At 40.8% G+C, this 18,680-nt stretch carries 22 protein-coding genes; 5 read left to right on the top strand and 17 right to left on the bottom strand.

All coding sequences use genetic code 11. The features are described 5' to 3' along the window. Positions 1-154 precede the first annotated feature (154 nt). The 4 genes from murT (at position 155) to DG474_RS07080 (ending at position 4,366) form a co-directional block, all read left to right on the top strand. Positions 155-1,498 carry a lipid II isoglutaminyl synthase subunit MurT gene (gene murT, locus DG474_RS07065; RefSeq protein ID WP_255777827.1) on the top strand — a complete coding sequence of 448 codons (1,344 nt, stop codon included), beginning with the start codon at positions 155-157 and terminating at the stop codon, positions 1,496-1,498. Then, positions 1,498-2,280, top strand: coding sequence for a lipid II isoglutaminyl synthase subunit GatD (gene gatD / locus DG474_RS07070; protein WP_132973656.1), 783 nt, complete (start codon positions 1,498-1,500; stop codon positions 2,278-2,280). Before murT ends, gatD begins: the two co-directional genes overlap by 1 nt. Before the next feature lie 127 nt (positions 2,281-2,407). Continuing rightward, on the top strand, positions 2,408-3,490 hold the full coding sequence (locus tag DG474_RS07075) for a M24 family metallopeptidase (RefSeq protein WP_132973654.1): 1,083 nt from the start codon (positions 2,408-2,410) through the stop codon (positions 3,488-3,490). 12 nt (positions 3,491-3,502) lie between these two features. Next, positions 3,503-4,366 carry a hypothetical protein gene (locus DG474_RS07080; RefSeq protein ID WP_061408616.1) on the top strand — a complete coding sequence of 288 codons (864 nt, stop codon included), beginning with the start codon at positions 3,503-3,505 and terminating at the stop codon, positions 4,364-4,366. 90 nt (positions 4,367-4,456) lie between these two features. Here DG474_RS07080 and DG474_RS07085 read toward each other — a convergent pair whose 3' ends face one another. The 17 genes from DG474_RS07085 to DG474_RS07165 form a co-directional block, all read right to left on the bottom strand. Beyond that, positions 4,457-4,918 (bottom strand): ECF transporter S component, encoded by a 462-nt coding sequence (locus DG474_RS07085; protein WP_049518925.1) that lies wholly within the window; start codon positions 4,916-4,918, stop codon positions 4,457-4,459. After that, complete coding sequence (locus DG474_RS07090; protein WP_255777831.1) at positions 4,896-5,669, bottom strand: bifunctional hydroxymethylpyrimidine kinase/phosphomethylpyrimidine kinase; 774 nt, start codon at positions 5,667-5,669, stop codon at positions 4,896-4,898. The genes DG474_RS07085 and DG474_RS07090 overlap by 23 nt, the downstream gene beginning before the upstream one ends. After that, the gene (gene truA / locus DG474_RS07095) at positions 5,659-6,408 is read right to left on the bottom strand and encodes a tRNA pseudouridine(38-40) synthase TruA (protein WP_129312463.1); all 750 of its coding nucleotides are present in this window, start codon (positions 6,406-6,408) and stop codon (positions 5,659-5,661) included. The genes DG474_RS07090 and truA overlap by 11 nt, the downstream gene beginning before the upstream one ends. A 99-nt stretch (positions 6,409-6,507) precedes the next feature. Continuing rightward, positions 6,508-7,659: an MFS transporter gene (locus DG474_RS07100; protein ID WP_084875646.1), complete on the bottom strand. Its 1,152-nt coding sequence runs from the start codon at positions 7,657-7,659 to the stop codon at positions 6,508-6,510. A 112-nt stretch (positions 7,660-7,771) separates the two neighbouring features. Then, on the bottom strand, positions 7,772-8,395 hold the full coding sequence (locus DG474_RS07105) for a Pr6Pr family membrane protein (RefSeq protein WP_095726192.1): 624 nt from the start codon (positions 8,393-8,395) through the stop codon (positions 7,772-7,774). A 2-nt stretch (positions 8,396-8,397) separates the two neighbouring features. Then, on the bottom strand, positions 8,398-8,736 hold the full coding sequence (locus DG474_RS07110) for a zinc ribbon domain-containing protein YjdM (protein ID WP_001061600.1): 339 nt from the start codon (positions 8,734-8,736) through the stop codon (positions 8,398-8,400). A 210-nt stretch (positions 8,737-8,946) separates the two neighbouring features. Beyond that, positions 8,947-9,465: a Dps family protein gene (locus DG474_RS07115; RefSeq protein ID WP_000229893.1), complete on the bottom strand. Its 519-nt coding sequence runs from the start codon at positions 9,463-9,465 to the stop codon at positions 8,947-8,949. Between the two features lie 188 nt (positions 9,466-9,653). Further along, entirely contained in the window at positions 9,654-10,412 is a 759-nt protein-coding gene (gene tpiA / locus DG474_RS07120; RefSeq protein ID WP_255777841.1) for a triose-phosphate isomerase, read from the bottom strand. Positions 10,413-10,508: 96 nt separating this feature from the next. Further along, positions 10,509-11,186 (bottom strand): DnaD domain-containing protein, encoded by a 678-nt coding sequence (locus tag DG474_RS07125; RefSeq protein ID WP_049505240.1) that lies wholly within the window; start codon positions 11,184-11,186, stop codon positions 10,509-10,511. An 8-nt stretch (positions 11,187-11,194) separates the two neighbouring features. After that, positions 11,195-12,139 carry a homoserine O-acetyltransferase MetA gene (gene metA, locus DG474_RS07130; protein ID WP_255777843.1) on the bottom strand — a complete coding sequence of 315 codons (945 nt, stop codon included), beginning with the start codon at positions 12,137-12,139 and terminating at the stop codon, positions 11,195-11,197. A gap of 186 nt (positions 12,140-12,325) precedes the next feature. After that, positions 12,326-12,838 (bottom strand): adenine phosphoribosyltransferase, encoded by a 513-nt coding sequence (locus DG474_RS07135; protein ID WP_001049316.1) that lies wholly within the window; start codon positions 12,836-12,838, stop codon positions 12,326-12,328. A gap of 86 nt (positions 12,839-12,924) precedes the next feature. Continuing rightward, entirely contained in the window at positions 12,925-13,683 is a 759-nt protein-coding gene (locus DG474_RS07140) for a class I SAM-dependent methyltransferase (RefSeq protein WP_255777849.1), read from the bottom strand. A 483-nt stretch (positions 13,684-14,166) separates the two neighbouring features. After that, a complete protein-coding gene (rplA, locus tag DG474_RS07145; protein ID WP_001085675.1) occupies positions 14,167-14,856 on the bottom strand; it encodes a 50S ribosomal protein L1 in 690 nt (229 codons plus the stop codon). A gap of 207 nt (positions 14,857-15,063) precedes the next feature. After that, complete coding sequence (rplK, locus tag DG474_RS07150) at positions 15,064-15,489, bottom strand: 50S ribosomal protein L11 (protein WP_001085808.1); 426 nt, start codon at positions 15,487-15,489, stop codon at positions 15,064-15,066. Positions 15,490-15,611: 122 nt separating this feature from the next. After that, the gene (gene ldcB / locus DG474_RS07155) at positions 15,612-16,328 is read right to left on the bottom strand and encodes an LD-carboxypeptidase LdcB/DacB (protein ID WP_255777852.1); all 717 of its coding nucleotides are present in this window, start codon (positions 16,326-16,328) and stop codon (positions 15,612-15,614) included. Between the two features lie 14 nt (positions 16,329-16,342). Beyond that, on the bottom strand, positions 16,343-16,804 hold the full coding sequence (locus tag DG474_RS07160) for an HIT family protein (RefSeq protein WP_084944383.1): 462 nt from the start codon (positions 16,802-16,804) through the stop codon (positions 16,343-16,345). Position 16,805: 1 nt separating this feature from the next. After that, complete coding sequence (locus tag DG474_RS07165; protein WP_255777861.1) at positions 16,806-17,843, bottom strand: M42 family metallopeptidase; 1,038 nt, start codon at positions 17,841-17,843, stop codon at positions 16,806-16,808. A gap of 139 nt (positions 17,844-17,982) precedes the next feature. On the opposite strand from DG474_RS07165, the gene DG474_RS07170 reads away from it, so the two are divergent. Beyond that, positions 17,983-18,534 (top strand): DUF1307 domain-containing protein, encoded by a 552-nt coding sequence (locus DG474_RS07170; protein WP_000844332.1) that lies wholly within the window; start codon positions 17,983-17,985, stop codon positions 18,532-18,534. The last annotated feature ends 146 nt before the right edge of the window (positions 18,535-18,680 follow it).

An 18,680-nucleotide genomic window follows, 5' to 3' on the forward strand; every position in this document is an offset into this window, starting at 1 on the left:
GCGAAATCTCATACTCTTCGAAAATCAAATTCAAACTACGTCAGCTTCACCTTGCCGTACTCAAGTACAGCCTGCGGCTAGCTTCCTAGTTTGCTCTTTGATTTTCATTGAGTATCAAATCTGTCTTTTCCCTCTTTTATGATATAATAGAAACATGAAATTAAAAACTACTTTGGGCCTTCTTGCTGGGCGTTCTTCTCACTTCATCTTGAACCGTCTTGGTCGTGGAAGTACGCTCCCAGGAAAACTTGCCCTCCAATTTGATAAAGATATTTTACAAAATCTAGCTAAGAACTACGAGATTGTCGTGGTCACTGGAACCAACGGGAAAACCCTGACAACTGCTCTCACTGTCGGCATTTTAAAAGAAGTCTATGGTCAGGTTCTGACCAATCCTAGCGGTGCCAATATGATTACAGGGATTACAACAACCTTCTTGACCGCCAAATCTTCTAAAACTGGAAAAAACATTGCCGTCCTCGAAATTGATGAGGCCAGCCTATCTCGTATCTGTGACTACATCCATCCTAGCCTTTTTGTCATCACTAATATCTTCCGCGATCAGATGGACCGATACGGTGAGATCTATACGACCTACAACATGATTTTGGATGCCATTCGTAAGGTGCCTACGGCTACTGTTCTCCTCAATGGTGACAGTCCGCTTTTCTACAAGCCAGCTATTCCAAATCCTGTTCAGTATTTTGGTTTTGACTTGGAGAAAGGGCCAGCCCAACTTGCTCACTACAATACTGAAGGTATTCTCTGCCCTGACTGTCAAGGCATCCTCAAATATGAGCACAATACCTATGCCAACTTGGGGGCCTATATCTGCGAAAATTGTGGCTGCAAACGTCCTGACTTGGACTACCGTCTGACAGAACTGGTTGAGTTGACCAACAATCGCTCTCGCTTTGTCATTGACGGCCAAGAATACGGCATCCAAATCGGTGGACTCTATAATATCTACAATGCCCTTGCTGCGGTTGCTATTGCCCGTTTCCTCGGTGCTGATTCACAACTGATCAAGCAAGGATTTGACAAGAGCCGTGCTGTCTTTGGACGCCAGGAGACCTTCCATATCGGTGATAAGGAATGTACTCTTGTCTTGATTAAGAATCCAGTCGGTGCTACCCAAGCTATCGAGATGATCAAACTAGCTCCTTATCCATTTAGCCTATCTGTCCTTCTCAACGCCAACTATGCTGATGGGATTGATACTAGCTGGATTTGGGATGCTGACTTTGAACAAATCACTGACATGGACATTCCTGAAATCAACGCTGGCGGTGTTCGTCATTCTGAAATCGCTCGTCGTCTACGGGTAACGGGCTACCCAGCTGATAAAATCACTGAGACAAGTAGTCTGGAACAAGTTCTCAAGACCATTGAGAACCAAGATTGTAAGCATGCCTATATCCTAGCAACCTATACTGCTATGCTTGAATTCCGCGAACTGCTGGCTAGTCGTCAGATTGTTAGAAAGGAGATGAACTGATGGTTTATACTTCACTTTCCTCAAAAGCTGGCAACTACCCTTATCAGCTCAACATCGCCCACCTCTATGGAAACCTTATGAATACCTACGGGGATAATGGAAACATCCTCATGCTCAAGTATGTGGCTGAAAAACTAGGGGCCCATGTGACGGTTGACATCGTTTCACTTCATGATGACTTTGATGAAAATCACTACGACATCGCCTTTTTCGGTGGTGGTCAAGACTTTGAACAAAGTATTATCGCTGGAGACCTTCCTGCTAAAAAAGAGAGCATTGACAACTACATCCAAAACGACGGCGTAGTTCTAGCCATCTGCGGTGGTTTCCAACTATTGGGCCAATATTATGTTGAGGCTTCAGGTAAACGCATCGAAGGGCTCGGTGTCATGGGACATTATACCCTCAACCAAACCAACAACCGCTTTATCGGTGACATCAAGATTCACAATGAAGACTTCGATGAAACCTACTATGGCTTTGAAAATCATCAAGGTCGCACCTTCCTCTCAGATGACCAAAAACCACTGGGACAGGTGGTCTATGGAAATGGAAACAACGAAGAAAAGGTCGGCGAAGGGGTTCATTATAAGAACGTCTTTGGTTCCTACTTCCACGGACCTATCCTCTCTCGTAATGCCAATCTGGCTTATCGCCTCGTCACTACTGCTCTCAAGAAGAAATACGGTCAGGATATCCAACTCCCTGCCTATGAGAACATCCTCAGTCAAGAAATCGCTGAAGAATACAGCGACGTCAAAAGCAAGGCTGACTTTTCTTAAACTAAGGAAAATTATATCAAAGAACTCCCCTATCTTGTCGGAGTTCTTTTTGCCTGTTCTTTTACCCTTCTCCCTTGCATTTTCTCTCTTTTTTTGCCAAAATAGAGGGGTAGAAAGAAGGTAGCATATGTCTAAATTACAACAAATCCTAACATATCTTGAATCAGAAAAACTAGACGTCGCTGTCGTATCTGACCCCGTCACTATCAATTACCTCACTGGCTTTTACAGTGATCCCCATGAACGCCAAATGTTCCTCTTTGTCCTAGCAAATCAGGAACCGCTTCTCTTCGTTCCAGCCCTTGAAGTAGAGCGTGCAACAAGCACTGTTTCCTTCCCAGTTATGGGCTATGTGGACTCTGAAAACCCTTGGAAGAAAATCCAAAATGCCTTGCCACAGTTAGACTTCAGACGTGTGGCAGTCGAGTTTGACAATCTCATCTTAACCAAATACCATGGTTTGAAAACAGTTTTTGAAACTGCTGAGTTTGAAAACCTCACTCCTCGCATCCAACGCATGCGCCTCATCAAATCAGCTGATGAAGTGCAAAAAATGATGGTTGCTGGTCTCTATGCTGATAAGGCGGTTAAAGTTGGTTTTGACAATATTTCTCTTGATAAGACTGAGACAGATATCATTGCACAAATCGACTTTGCCATGAAGCATGAAGGCTATGAAATGAGCTTTGATACCATGGTCTTGACTGGTGATAACGCTGCAAATCCACACGGTATCCCTGGAGCAAACAAGGTCGAAAAGGATGCCCTTCTCCTCTTTGACCTCGGTGTCATGGTCAATGGCTACGCCTCAGATATGACTCGTACGATCGCTGTCGGCAAACCAGACCAATTCAAAAAAGATATTTACAACTTGACCCTTGAAGCCCAACAAGCTGCCCTTGACTTTATCAATCCAGGTGTGACTGCCCATGAAGTGGACCGCGCCGCCCGTGAAGTCATCGAAAAAGCGGGCTACGGTGAGTACTTCAACCACCGTCTCGGTCACGGTATCGGTATGGATGTCCACGAATTTCCATCTATCATGGAAGGAAACGACATGGTCATCGAAGAAGGCATGTGCTTCTCTGTTGAACCAGGTATCTATATCCCTGGAAAAGTCGGTGTCCGTATCGAAGACTGCGGTGTCGTCACTAAGGATGGCTTTGACCTCTTCACCAGCACCAGCAAAGACTTGCTTTATTTTGATTAATGGTATTATTTTATGTTAAATGATTTCTTTAAATTAGTTGACAACGTTACTAACGAAACTTCTAAGGTTGTAAATGGTATCGTTAATGAATCCTCGAAGGTTGTTAATGATATTGCTAATGAGACTTCAAAAGCCGTAAAAATAGTTGTCGATGAAACTTCAAAAATAACTGGCAATACTGTAGATGGAGCTGTGAATATAGTCAATAATACTATGACAGGAATTTCTAATGTTATAAGTATTCCAGGTAAAGTTGTAAATATTATTCTTGAAGTACACTCATGGAATAGTCAAGAGCGTCTTGAAAAGAAACAAGATGAGGAGCTTAGACAATCTTTATCCATTCAATTTCCAGAATTCTTAAATCAAGAAGAGTTCAATAGAATAATTCACGAAGAAACCGATAAAATTATTCGAATAAAAAAAGTAGAAATTAGCCAAGCTTTAATTAATTTGGAGGTATATTCAAATAGTCGAATTTCAACTTGGTGTTTTACTTTAGATTATAATGATTATGGAATTTTAACAGGAAAAGTTAGAATCTCAAGTGAAAACACTGACTCAAGTATGCCTAAAAATGTTAGTTTACGAATTTCGGAGCGGCTTAATGATATTTTAAAGAATCAGTATATTCTTCCACCTGATGATTATGAGATTTTACTTGCAAAAGAACCTTTCGAAGTAAAAGAGCTTTTTGAGAATATTGGATTTCATAATGTAACATTACTTGAAGAAAAATATGAAAAATTACCTCATTTTATTAAAAATTACAAAATACATAGTATTACAATAGAAAATTGCAAATATTTTGATAAAGATTCCTATTTTGATAGTAATTCTTCTGTTGTAATTTCCTATTATCTACAGGAAGACTGAGAGTCAAAATAATAAAACGCATAGTATCAAGTTTATTCAACACCTGATACTATGCGTTTTTTGATTTTAAAGACTTTTGACTCAACCTCTCTACTTAATCTTCTTAACACTCTGAAAGACTACAAATCCCACAATCATCCCCAAGGTATTTTGCAGGAAGTTTGGAAGAATTTCTGGTAAGGCTGCTGACCAGCCATTCATTAGAGTCGAGCCCAGAGCGTAGCCACTTACCATGACGATAGTAGCTAAGACTAGGCCCAGCCATTGCCATTTGCCTTTAAAACCTGCAAAATAACCTTGCAAGCCATGATTTATCAAGCTAAAAAACATCCACTGTGGATAGCCTGATAGAAGGTCAATTAGGAATCCTGCTAGTCCTCCAACGACAGCTCCTTCTTTACTGCCAAAGTAAAAAGCAGTAAAGAAAATACCTGCGTCCAAGAGAGTCAATATTCCTGTTGGCGTTCCAATTTTCAAGTAATAACCTAGAACTACTGAAAGGGCGGTTAAAAGAGATACAAGGGCGATTTTAGTTGTTTTGGTTTGCTTCATATTGTCTTACTCCATATTGATCTGCTTGTGCAATAGCACGGTAAACGAAAGCTTTCGAGCTCTCTACTGCTGGTAAAAGTTCATCACCTTTAACCAAGTGACTGGCAATGCTTGAGGCAAAGGTACATCCTGCACCAGCATTCTGCCCTTGGATAACGGGATTTTCTAGGACAGTGAAAGTTTGTCCATCATAAAAGACATCCACAGCCTTGTCCTGACTAAGGCGATTGCCACCCTTGATAATAACTGCCGGCGCTCCTAAATCATACAATTTCTGCGCTGCAGCTTTCATATCTTCCAAGGTTTTGATCTCCTGATCAGCTAGCAATTCTGCTTCTGGGAGATTAGGTGTAATCACGCTAACATGAGGAAAAAAACGAATCAACTCTTGACAGAGTTGGCTGACCGCTACATCATGCGTTTCCTTGCAGACCAAGACGGGATCCAATACCACAGGCACTCCCGGACGTTGCTTGATAAAGTCTAAGGCTTTCTCAGCCACACTGACAGTAGGAAGAAGGCCAATCTTAATCCCTGCAAAGTCCACATCACGCAAGCTATCCAACTCATGTTGGAAAATAGTATCATCCGTAGGAAAGACTTCAAACCCCTTTTCTGTCAAAGCTGTCAAACAAGTCACTGCTACGAAACCATGCAAGCCGTTCAAGGTATAGGTAGCCAAATCAGCTGACAGACCTCCACCACTAAAAATATCATTCCCAGAAAGTGCTAAAATACGATTATTCTTCATAACGAATCTCCTTTAAATACAAGCCATTTGGTGCCGCCGTTGGACCTGCTAGCTGCCTGTCCTTCTTCTCTAAGATGAGGTCAATCTGCTCAACTGGCATCCGATTATTTCCGATTTTGAGCAGCGTCCCCACCATATTGCGAATCTGCTTATACAAGAAACCATTTCCTGAAAAGGTAAAAGTCAAAAACTGCCCTGTCTCATCAATCCTAAGACTGGCTTCTGTAATGGTCCGAACCTTGTCCTCTACACTGGTTCCAGATGCTGTAAAACCGGTAAAATCGTGGGTTCCTTCTAATTTCTTGGCAGCTATCTGCATTCGCTCCACATCGAGGGGATAGGGAAAGTGAGTAGCATAGTGACGGCGCATCGGATTTTTAGGACGCCCCCTATCCACGATAAACTCATATGTCTTGCTATGTTTTGCATAACGACAATGAAAATCATCCGCCACAAGCTCAATTGAAATCACATCGATATCTTCTGGTGACTGGGTATCCAGAGCAAAACGGAGTTTTTCCTCATCCATCTGATAGGGCAGGTCAAAATGAATAACCTGACCAAGAGCATGGACCCCACTATCCGTCCTACCAGCACCGTGTACAGTGATGGCTTGCCCCTTATTGAGTCTCGTTAAGGTTTTCTCAATTTCCTCTTGAACGCTCCGCGCATGAGGCTGGCGCTGAAAACCAGCAAAGGCAAAACCATCATAAGAAATAGTTGCTTTATATCTTGTCATAACTTCTATTTTATCAGGAAATAAAAGTGTAAACAAGTTTAAAAATCAAAAATTGTCTGGGTACAAAATTCCTAAAAAGAAAAACTTAGGAAACCAATCCTAAGCTCTCTTTTGAAGTGCGTACATAACAAAGATAGAAGTGACAATCAACCAACATCCTAAAATGGTGAAGACCAACATACCGTTTTGAGTCACCAAACCAATCGCCCCAAGAATAAACGGTGTCGTAAAGGCTCCAAAGCTACATCCTAGCACTGCAAAAGATGTTGCCTGATTAAGGAGCTTGGCTGGGATTCTTTCAGAAAGAAGCTGAAAGACAGTGGTCAAGGCCACACTGTAAGAAAAACCTGCCACAACACTTCCAACTACCATCACACCCAATGACGGAGACAAAGCAATCACAATTTGCCCCAATCCAAAGGTGATGCCTGACCAAAGGAGCAATCTTTCTTTAAACAGAGAGATAAAGAAAGAAAAACTCACACCTGCCAAGATACCAATCAACTGCATGATACTTAAAACCAAGCTCGATAACTGGGCATCCCCTAGACCTCTTTCCACCATCAGACTAGGAATACGAATGGTGATAGCTGTGTTGGTGCAGACAACAACTGCTGCTTCGACAGCTAATAGAAAAATCAAGCCTTTCATCTGTCCTGTCAAACGAATTGTTTCGGCCTCTTTTTTCTTTGTTTCTTTCTTTTCTTTCCCATAAGGGACAAAGAGCAGATAAAGGATCAATACTAAAAATCCTGCACTGTAGGCCAAGAAGGTCACTGTCCATCCCAAGGATAAGAGTTGACCTACCACTAGAGTCAAAATCGATGCCCCGACAACTTCTGCTGATCCGCGAAGACCCAACATCTGGATCCGTGTCTTTCCATGATAGCGTTCGCTAATGATGGAAATGGCCTTGGCATTAATCATTCCAACACCCAAGCCAAATAAAATCCGCATCGCAAAGACAAAGTTGTACTCCTGATACCAGAAAGGGGCAGTTCCACCGATAGAAAGGATGAGAAGTCCTAGACTAATCTGAAGTCGCTCAGGAAATAACCGCTCCAAAAACCCATTTAAAACCAGCATAATCATAATTCCAAAAGAAGGAAGACTGACCAGGAGCTCGATTTGTTCTTTGGGATAGCCTTGATAGTAGTCAAACATGGCTGGCAGAGCACTTGAGATGGAGAAGGAGGTAATCAAAACGAGGGAGAGGGCCAAAATACTAGCCCGTTCTAAATATTGTTTCATGAATTTTCTTTCTGTATATTTCTCACTGTTGATCCTTTTAAAAGGAAGATGGCAAGAAAAGAAGGAGCCCGATTGAACTAGAGACTCCGTCCTAACTTTCCTAATAGGAAGACTATTTTCGCTTGATTTGCTTGATCAGATAGAAGATGAAGCCTGCAACCATATAGGCCGCAAAAATGATCAAACACCATTTGATAACCACGTCCCAACCCTTGTTCACATTTAAAAAGAAATAAGGGAAGGGATTGTCCTTGGAATTCGGAATATTGAGTTTTAAGACCAAGCCATTAAACAAGGCAAAAATCATATAAATCAAGGGCAAGATGGTCCACAAGACTGGATCCCAGATCTTGTATTGACCACGTTTATCGAAGAAGAGGGTGTCGGCTAAAAACCAGAGTGGAACGATATAGTGGCAAAGGAAATTTTCCACACGGTAAAAGTCTGTCGCGATCGGAGCAAGCATAAAATGGTAAATCACACAGGTAATCATGATACTCATGGTAACACCACCCTTGAGACGAAGCAAGGTCGGACTTTGCCAATTTTCACCTGAACGGCTCATCACACGGAGCAGATAACCCGTGAAAATCGTTACCAAAAGATTGGACAACACTGTGTAGTAAAGGAGCATACCAAAGCCACCGTGCTTGGTAATCTCCAAATAAACTCCTGTAAATGCCGCTAAGAACAAGAGCACACGACTATAAAAGATAAATTTATAATTCAGTTTCATGGCTAGATTTTCTTAACAAATTCTGACTTGAGTTTCATAGCTCCAAAACCATCAATCTTACAGTCGATGTTGTGGTCACCTTCTACGATACGGATATTTTTAACGCGAGTTCCTTGTTTCAAATCCTTTGGCGCACCTTTTACTTTCAAGTCTTTGATAAGGGTTACAGTATCGCCGTCAGCCAATTTATTTCCATTGGCATCGATAGCAACAACACCTTCTTCTACTTCTGCAACTTCTGCAGGGTTCCATTCATAGGCACACTCTGGGCAGACCAAGAGACTTCCGTCTTCGTAGACATATTCTGAATTACATTTTGGGCAATTTGGTAAGTTGTTCATAAGTCCTCCTTAAACTAACAATTATTCTTTAAAATTCATATGTTATTGAACAGCAACTATTATACCGTAAAATCCTACTTTTGACAATGTGTCCTAAGTCTAGCAGACAAAAAAATCATGCAACTGTTTACAGTTACATGACTTTTTAAAAGATGATTGGTCATGGGCACTTATCAAGCACCTCATGATAAAAGGGGTAGCAACTATATTTTACAAACCAGGAGCTTGTCCAAGTTCTGCTGCAAGCATCCAAACTGTTTTTTCAAGTTCAGCCTTAGCACCAACAAAGATATCGTTTGTAACATCATCGCCTTCTTCATCAGTCACATCCAAAGCTTTTTGGAAAAGAGTGATGAGGTAGCGATAAATCGCTAGAACACGTTCCAAGCTTTCTTCAACGTTACGGAATTCTCCTTCTTCTTCTTCGATTTCACTGTGTTGAAGGAATTCTGTCAAAGTTGAGTAAGGTTTGCCACCAAGAGTGATCAAACGTTCGCTGATTTCGTCAAGATAGCCATCAAGGCTGTCCATGTATTCATCCATTTTTGGATGCCATACGAGGAAACCACGACCACGCATATACCAGTGAACTTGGTGAAGAGCAATGTGAGCCACATACAAGTCCGCTACTGCTTGGTTCAAAACTTCCTTTGTTTTTGCCAATGCTACTGGCGCTGTTTTAGATAATGTTGTTACGTCTTTTACTGCTTCTTTTTTCAATTCAACCATATTGATCACCTCATAATATTATTTTTGCAACCATATTTATTGATTACTATCTCAGTATACTACTCCTAGTAGACAAAAGCAAGAAAATTAACCCATATTAAAAAAGTTGTAATTGACTGATAATTTAAGAAAAATATACAGTCTTTAAAAAAAAGACAGTCTTAGCAGACTGTCTGGAATAACTGAGATTATTTTACAAAATCAAGCAATGCCAAGAAGCTTTCAGCTTCAAGTGACGCACCACCAACAAGGGCACCGTCAACGTCTGGGCAAGCCATGTATGAAGCAACGTTTTCAGGTTTAACAGAACCACCGTATTGAACACGAACTTTGTCCGCAACTTCTTGACCAAAGTCTGCAGCTACAACGTCACGAACGACTTTACACATTTTTTGTGCATCGTCTTGTGAAGCTGATTTACCAGTACCGATAGCCCAGATTGGCTCATAAGCGATAACTGATGCAGCAACTTGTTCTGCAGTCAATCCACCCAATGCAGCAGATACTTGAGCACCTACGAATTCAGCAGCTTTACCAGCTTCGTAAGTTTCAAGTGACTCACCACAACAGATGATTGGAAGCATACCGTTTGCAAAGATTGCTTTTGCTTTTTTGTTGATATCTTCGTCAGTTTCATGGAAGTAGTCACGACGTTCTGAGTGACCGATAACAACGTAGTCAGTACCGATTTCTTTCAAAACTTGTGGGCTAGTTTCACCAGTGAAAGCACCTGCATTTTCAAAGTAGCAGTTTTGAGCAGCAACTTTAAGGTTTGAACCTTTAGCAGCAGCAAGAACAGCTGTCAAATCAAGAGCTGGAGCTGCGATACCTGCTTCAACAAGGTCTGATGAAGGAAGTTTTGATGCAACGGCTTCAACGAATGCTTTTGCTTCTTCTGGATTTTTGTTCATTTTCCAGTTACCAGCGATAAATGGTTTACGTGACATTTCACATACCTCTTTTTTCATTTTATTCACTATTATTCTATCATATTTATAAGGAGCTTGCAAACCTTACTCTAATTTTCAAGATTTTTCAAGCGGCTAATCTTGCCACAAATTCATGGCATCGAGGAAATCAGCCGAAGCCTGAACTTGTTTGGGATTGTTGGCTTCTCGCTCTGCTCGTTTGGCCTCTACTTGGGCAACAGACTGGATGCCTTCATGGCGCCAGTTTCGTAGGATTGCCTGAATATATTTCCAGTTTGGCTTGCCATTGAGAACAGCCTCTCGGAGAGCTTCCTTGATCAAATCCGCCTTAACTCCGTCTTCTTTGACAGTCTTAGAAAGGTCTTCGATTTCAAATGGTGTTAATAAGCGTCCCAATTCCTGCTGAAAAGTTTCAACCAGATCCTTCAACTGATTCTGCGGGTTTGGGGCTGTTGTAGCTGGAGTTTGGCTATCTAGTAAGCTATCCAAGCGTTCAAAAGCCAAACTAGCATCAAAAATCAGCTCAATTTCCCCGTTTAGTTCAATAGTTCGATATTGTAGCAAACCATTTTCAGTCAAATTCGAAATGGATTGGTTGACATCTGCCACCTCTTTCCCAATGATTTCAGCAATCTGACTAGGTGAAACATCTCCTAAGGCTGTGGTATTTTGTAAATAGAAAAATTGCCAGACCAGAAAATCTTCGCTGGAAGGAAAGAGTTCCTTAAAATGCAAGAGCAGGGCACTTGGCAAAACCAAGTTCCCTGATTTAAAAGCGTCAAAATATGTCATAATTCCTCTTATAAATATCCAAATGAAGCTGCATCGTCCTCTACCTTTTTCCAGTCAAATGGAGTTTCCTGATAAACAGCATAATTAACCCAGTTACTGAAAAAGAGGGCAGCTGATGAAGACCAACAGAGACACGGTGTCTCATTCACATCATCATTTTTGAAGTAATTTTCCGGAATGTTAGGATTAAGTCCTGCCTCACAATCACGAAAATACTCTTTTGCTAGAGTATCACGGTCATATTCTAAATGACCAAAACTATAAATCTCACGAAGATCCCGACTGGCTAAAATTGAAACGCCGACTTGTTCTCCCTCAGAGAGGATTTCCAGATTGGTTTTTCCCAATATCTCTTCCTTATAGATTTCTGTATGACGAGAATGGGGAGCTACATAGCTATCATCAAAACCACGAAAGAGAAGATGGCCCTCTTTCAAGGTATCCTGAGGGTAAATACCTGACAGTTTTTGCTCCATTTGGTGTTTTTCAACGCCATAGCGAGCATAAAGACCTGCTTGGGCACCCCAACAGATATGCAGGGTAGAAAAAACATGCGTCTTGGACCATTCGATGACCTGTTTAAACTCCTCCCAGTAGTCCACCTCCTCAAAAGGTAAGTGCTCCACTGGAGCTCCCGTGATAATCATTCCATCAAAAAAGTCATTCTTGACTTCCGAGAAGGTCTTATAGAAAGTTTCCATATGTTCGGCACGGGTTGTCTTGGAACGATGTGTTTCCATATATAAGAAATCAATATCTAGTTGCAAAGGGGTATTAGCCAAATGCCGTAAGAGTTGCGTTTCTGTTACCATTTTTTGAGGCATGAGATTTAAAATCAAAATCTTCAAGGGGCGAATATCCTGATGAGCGGCCCGTTGGTCGTCCATAACAAAGATATTTTCAGTCCTTAAAATCTCCACAGCTGGTAATTTTTTATCAATTCGAATCGGCATAATACCCTCCTAACAGTTCTCTATTTCGGGAATGATCTTGTCTGTTTGAAAGTAAAAACCTCCAAATACTTCTTCCCTTTATTATACTGTATGAAGATATAGTTTTCAATTATAGTTTTTCTCTAACTAGCTATAGTTAATTTATATAGCAGATGAAGAGAAAACAGCCCCAAGGACTGTTTTTCATTAATAATGCATAAGTACCTTGTAATCGTAATCTCCGATTTTTTCACGGCCTTTAAGCTCATCCAACTCAATCAAGAAAGCACAACCGGCTACAACTCCACCAAGTCTTTCAATCATCTCAATCGTTGCCTTAACAGTTCCGCCTGTTGCCAAAAGATCATCTACGATGAGAACACGTTGGCCTGGCTTGATCGCATCAGCATGCATGGTCAAGGTATCAATACCGTACTCTTTCTCATAATCAGCAGAAATGACTTCACGTGGCAATTTTCCTGGCTTACGAACAGGTGCAAAACCAATTCCCAACTCAAAAGCAACTGGGCAGCCAACAATAAATCCGCGAGCCTCTGGACCCACGATCATGTCGATTTTCTTGTCAGTTGCATACTGAACGATTTCACGAACAGCATAGCTATAGGCATTGCCATCTGCCATCAATGGGCTGATATCACGGAAGGTGATGCCTTCCTTGGGATAATTTTCAATCGTTGCGATATAATCTTTTAAATTCATCTTTTTCTTTCTTTCAAAGTTTTTTACTCTCTATTATAGCATATTTTTTAAGAAAGAAAAAAGGAAAAGTTAACTTCAATAATTATCTAACGATTTGACGATTTATAACTAGCCATAGCAATAAAGCCCAATTTCTGTTTATTCTTAGCAAACATTTTATACATAGTTAAAAACTGCTTTCTATTCTCCTTTTTACAAGCATTTACGCAAATTTTCAAAGTTCCTAGCCAACCTTCGTCATAAATCATACCTGATAATTTCATTAATGTCATTTCACCAGTCAATACTTTCACATCACGATAACCTGATTCTATCATCACCTGTTCCCAAGCATCTTGAGTTAAAGGACCTACATTTACATGAATTGCTTGTGACAATTCCTGTCTGACAGACTCTTTAGCTTCCTTAAGAAGCACATCATGTGTCAAAAGAAGACCTTCAGGTTTTAAAACCCTTAGATACTCCATTACACATTTTTTCTTAGCTTGATCGGCTTGCATAGTCAGCATAGCTTCATTTATAACAATATCAAAACTAGCATCTTCATAAGGAAGTTTCATTGCATTTGCTCTTTCAAATCTGATCAAATGACCAACACCTGCCGTTTCAGCAGATTTTTTAGCCACTTCTAAGGCTTGTCCATCCATATCAACAGCAGTTATCTTACAACCAAAACGCTGTGCCAACTCAATTGCTGTAGTTCCCCTATTGCACGCAACTTCTAGTATTCTCTTTTCTTTTGAAACTCCTCCTTCCGCAATTAACCAATCTGTAGCACGTTTTCCACCTGGACGTAAGCGTTTTTTTCCCAGTTTTGCTAAAAACTTATGACCTGCTTCTGACATTTGAACACCTCTATTTTTTCTTCATTATAACATAAAATTATATTATCTGACAATTCTAATCTATTATTTGATAAACTAGAATCAAAAGCATACAAGCTGCCATGACTATAGCATAAATCTATTAATCACCTCTCTAGTTCGAATTCAATTGCTCACGTAGTTTATGCATATAGGTTACGACTACATATTTGTACTTTAGAGTTGCTGGCCTCCTTATCCGCTATATGCGCTTTACTATCACGTGCCTATTCGTATAGCCAAGATTTCTCTATATCTTTCTCTGCCGATTCTTATTTCCAACGACAGACTTAAACAGTCTATCCTAATGCCGTTCGATCAGCTACTCACAATAGTCAGGCTTGGGAATCACTTTTGGGTTTACTAGTATATGGTACCCACAGAGGACCTACACCTCAGATGAACGGAATGCCCGTCGTACCTAAAAAACGAGCACTTTCGTACTCGTTTTTAAAAATCTGTTAATTAAAGTGAGTTTACGTCAACCTTGATACCAACACCTTGAGTAGTTGTGATTGTCAAGTTTGTTACGTAAGTTCCTTTAGCTGTAGCTGGTTTTGCTTTTTGGATTGTTTCGTTGAAAGCTTTAAAGTTTTCAACCAATTTTTCAGCTTCAAATGATACTTTACCGATGATTGCTTGAACGTTACCTGCACGGTCAGCACGGTAAGTGATTTTACCACCTTTAGACTCTTCAACTGCTTTAGCAACATCCATTGTTACAGTACCAGTTTTAGGGTTTGGCATCAAGTTACGTGGTCCAAGGACACGTCCAAGACGTCCAACAAGAGCCATCATGTCAGGTGTAGCGATAACTACGTCGAAGTCCAACCAACCGTCGTTGATTTTCGCAACAAGGTCATCTTCACCAACAAAGTCTGCACCAGCAGCTTTTGCTTCTTCAGCTTTTGCACCACGTGCGAAAACAAGAACGCGTGAAGTTTTACCAGTACCGTTTGGCAATACCATTGCTCCACGGATTTGTTGGTCAGCTTTTTTAACGTCAATGTTCAAGTTGTAAGCAACTTCTACAGTTGCGTCAAATTTTGCAAAGTTAGTTTCTTTTGCAAGTGCTACAGCTTCTTCTACACTGTATGCTTTTGTGCTGTCGATTTTCTCAAGAGCAGCACGAAGTTGTTTGCTTTTTTTAGCCATTTTCTATTCTCCTTGTAAGTGGTTCAATCGATTTTCATCTCCCACGTCACTTCTCGAAATGATGAAGTCTTGCGGGTATTCAGTCTATTGATTTTCTTTTCCTACTTCCTTAAGTTCCTTTGCTGTACCCAAGTACAAGCATCAGTCACTTGCCTAGTATGAAAAGTAACTAATAGACTGCTGTGAGATTTTCTACTGTGTTATTGATTAGTCAACAACAGTGAATCCCATAGAACGAGCAGTACCTTCGATCATACGCATTGCAGACTCAATGTTTGCTGCGTTCAAATCTGGCATCTTAGTTTCTGCAATTTCTTGTACTTGTGCACGAGTAACTGTAGCAACTTTAGTTTTGTTAGGTGTACCTGATCCTTTTTCAACACCTGCAGCTTTTTTCAAAAGAACAGCAGCTGGTGGTGTTTTTGTAACGAAAGTAAATGATTTGTCTTCGTATACTGAGATAACAACTGGAATGATCATACCAGCTTGGTCAGCTGTACGAGCGTTGAACTCTTTTGTGAATCCCATGATGTTGATACCAGCTTGACCAAGAGCAGGTCCAACCGGTGGAGCTGGTGTAGCTTTACCAGCAGGGATTTGCAATTTTACAAGTTTTTCGACTTTTTTAGCCATTTTTAAATCCTCCTTTGTGGTTTTGGCGGTAATTAGAGATTTTTACCTCCCACAAGTATGCTTTACACATACCTTTCCATTATACACTATTTATCTAAAAATGCAAGAAAAAAATTTCATTTTTAATCGACGTAATCGCCGCCTTCAAAGCCATAGTACTCTTCCAAACTGAGGCCACTTGCAGCAATTTCTTTGGCTTCTTTTCCAACGTAGCGGAGATGCCATTCTTCTGCCATGTAGCCAGTCTCTTTTTCCTTACCTTTGAGATAGCGAACGACAAAGCCATAGTCAGCCGCATGGTCCAAGAGCCACTGGGCTGCCTTTTCTTCAGTGACTAAATCACCATCTGTCCCAATAAGGTCAAAAGCAAGACCCGTCTGGTGTTCACTGTAACCTGGGCGTGCTGAGTAGCGATCTGCTGCTTCCTTACCGTCTTGATTCACATAGTCTTGATAAAGTTTGGTTTGAGTTTCATAACTTCTAAAACCACTGTAGTGATCGCTGATTGGGTAGCCAGCTGCTTGCATTGCTGCAATGAGTTTGACCAACTCTGCTTTAGCTGTTGGATTTTCTCCTGGATTATAGTCTTTTGACAAAGGATAGTGCTTATTAGCTATGACGATTTCATCGTATTTCCCTTGAATACTATAGTAGTCTCCCTTGTTCACAACCTCTGCCTTCTTCTGACTAGAAGCTTGGGATTTGCTCCCTACAGTTCCTTCAGGTTGACTAGTTTGTTCTGTTTTTTGAGTGTTTTCTTCATTTTTAGGTTTTTCTTGAGAACATGCTGCTAGGGTTACTGCCAGCAAACCAGATAAAACAATGTATCTTTTTTTCATTTTTTCTTCCTCTCTTAGACCAAGTGCTTCTCTAATTCATCGGATAAGGCTTTAATCATTTGTTCCAACTCTGGCGATTGTACTTGGCAATCTTCTGCCGCCATTTCTTCCCAGGGCACCCACCAGACTGGACCACGGCCATTCAATCCATGACCCCTCATATCACCTGATCGTCTTGGAAATAGGTGCCAGTGAGCGTGGGCATCTCCATTTCCTAGAAGTTCAATGTTCATCTTTTCAGCTTTAAACGTTTTGGCAACAGCTTCTTGGACCAAACTCATTTCCTCTAGAAAACGAAGTTTTACAGAAGTCTCCATATGGTGGAGTTCTGTGACATGCTCTTTTGCTAGAAATAAGGTATAGCCCTTAAAGTATTGGTGGTCTCCAATAACTACATATCCTGTTTCTAGTTCTTTTACAAAGTAGGGATTTTCCCCTTCCTTGATCCATTCAATTCTTTGACAAATCAAGCACATATTAGTCTACCAATGCACTCTTGAGATAGGCATCAACCATACGCTCAGTCGCTACGACCGAATCAATGTGTGTTCGTTCGTAAGAGTGACTGGATTCAATACCAGCTCCAAGGAGGGCGTGTTTGACCTCTGCTCCTGCTGACATAGCTGCTGAAGCGTCCGATCCATAAAATGGATAGATATCCAGCTTAAATGGAATATCTTGCTCTTTCGCCAAAGCTACTAAGTGTTGACGGAAGTCATAGTGATAAGGTCCTGAAGCATCCTTTACACAGATAGATACTGTGTACTCATCCGTCTGTTGGTCATCGCCCATAGCTCCCATATCCACAGCCAGATATTCTACTACCTGACTTGGAATATTGGAGTTAGCACCATGGCCCACCTCTTCAAAGACTGAAAAAGCAAAGTGTGTCGTCATCGGCAAGTCAATTCCTTCTTCTTTATAAACTCGAAGGAGATTGAGCAAAATTGCTGCGCTGACCTTGTCATCCAAGTGGCGAGACTTGATAAAACCAGTTTCCGTCACAACAGTTCGCGGATCGAAACTAATAAAGTCACCAACCTCAATACCCAAGGCACGTGTTTCTTTTTCATTGGTCACTTTTTCGTCCAAACGCACTTCCATATTGTCCTGAGTACGTTCAGCAGTTCCTGCATCTTTGTAGACATGGCAAGATGTCTGGTGGATAAGGATCGTTCCAGATACCGTTTTACCTGTACTAGCCACATGAACGGTACAGTTTTCTCCCTCAATCATGTTCCAAGGAAAACCACCGATCCGGTCCAATTTGAGACGTCCATCAGGTTTAACAGCACGTACAATGGCTCCGAGTGTGTCCACATGGGCAGTTACATAGCGATGTTGTTCGTCGTTTTGACCTTTGATTGTTACATTGACACCACCCTTAGCAGTTCGAACAGGCTGGTAACCAAGCTCTTCTAAAGTATGGACTAGATAATCTGAGATCTCACGAGTAAAGCCTGTTGGAGATGCAATAGCAGTTAGTTCTTTGATATAGTTTATAGTCTGATTCATTTCTTCACCTCTTTCCTACCATTATAACATTTTTCTAGTCAGACTCCTTCTCAAAAGGAGAAAAACTGTGTTTAGTTGCTTTCACTATAGATCCATGTTATAATACAAATACTTTGATTATGAAAGGAAAGTAACAAATATGAAATCATACTTTAAAGTATCACTAGCCCTTGTGGCTTCACTTGTTCTCCTGCTCGGATGTTCCAAACAAGCGTCAACACCTACCAACAGCAGTTCTAAAGAAGACACAACAACTCAGTCAAGTGAGAGCAAACAAAGCAGCAAACAATCATCTGAAAAGAAAGAAACAACTAAGACACATACTTTTGTCAACAAAAGCAATTCTGGAATCACTTCTACCTTGGTTTATACTGTAGACGGCGACAATGTTATCAAGCAATCAGCTCATAACATTGCTGATCCTGAAATCCTTGGTGCAACTCCAGAAGATGTCAAGAGTTTTATCGAAGAAAAGTACAAAGGTTATAATGGACTCAAAGGTGTTAAACAAACGATTGAAATCAAAGATGGAAAAGTTGTTCAAGATCTAGAAGTTGACTTCTCAGTTGCAAGCATTAGCGAACTTAGAAAAGCACTTCCTGAAGAATATTCTGGTATCGGTAATCGTGTCAGTTTCTCAAATTCTAAAAAAGCACTGGAAAAAATGGGATTCACAGAGAAGACGAACTAATCTCCCAAAATTTCATATAGACTAGTGTAGGTCCACCCCAAAAGTTAGACACAACTCTGACTCTTGGGGTATTTTGTTACATCCCTAACCGATGAGTTCAATAGATTCCTCCAAATCCCATAAAAAGTGCATTTAAAACTTCACAC

This window comes from Streptococcus oralis, from assembly GCF_024399415.1.
GTDB classification, from domain to species: domain Bacteria; phylum Bacillota; class Bacilli; order Lactobacillales; family Streptococcaceae; genus Streptococcus; species Streptococcus oralis_CS.